Annotated in this window: 1 pseudogene; it reads left to right on the top strand. The window is 70.9% G+C overall.

From position 1 onward, the window contains the following. Positions 1-98: 98 nt before the first annotated feature. Positions 99-223: pseudogene (locus RNB18_RS53570) on the top strand (glycerol acyltransferase); the annotation flags it as partial.

Here is a 223-nt window from a genome sequence, read left to right as displayed (position 1 = left end):
TCTTCTGAGTCTTCCCGGGTGTGGAGCCGGCGGACGGAGTCCGGCGCAGCCGTGCGAAGCCCGCGGAGCGGTGCGAGGGCGGCCATGTGGATGGGCCGCTGGCCCGTCTGCTGGGTTTCCCGTACTTTCCGCTGACGCCGACCTTCCCGTGGCTGGGTCCCCTCGGCGCGGTCCCGCTGCCGACGAAGTGGACGATCCAGTTCGGCGAGCCGATCCTCACGGA

The organism is Streptomyces doebereineriae (assembly GCF_031845645.1).
GTDB lineage: Bacteria > Actinomycetota > Actinomycetes > Streptomycetales > Streptomycetaceae > Streptomyces > Streptomyces canus.
The sequence above is the reverse complement of the archived record's forward strand: the minus strand, read 5'-3'. Positions and strand labels throughout refer to the sequence as shown.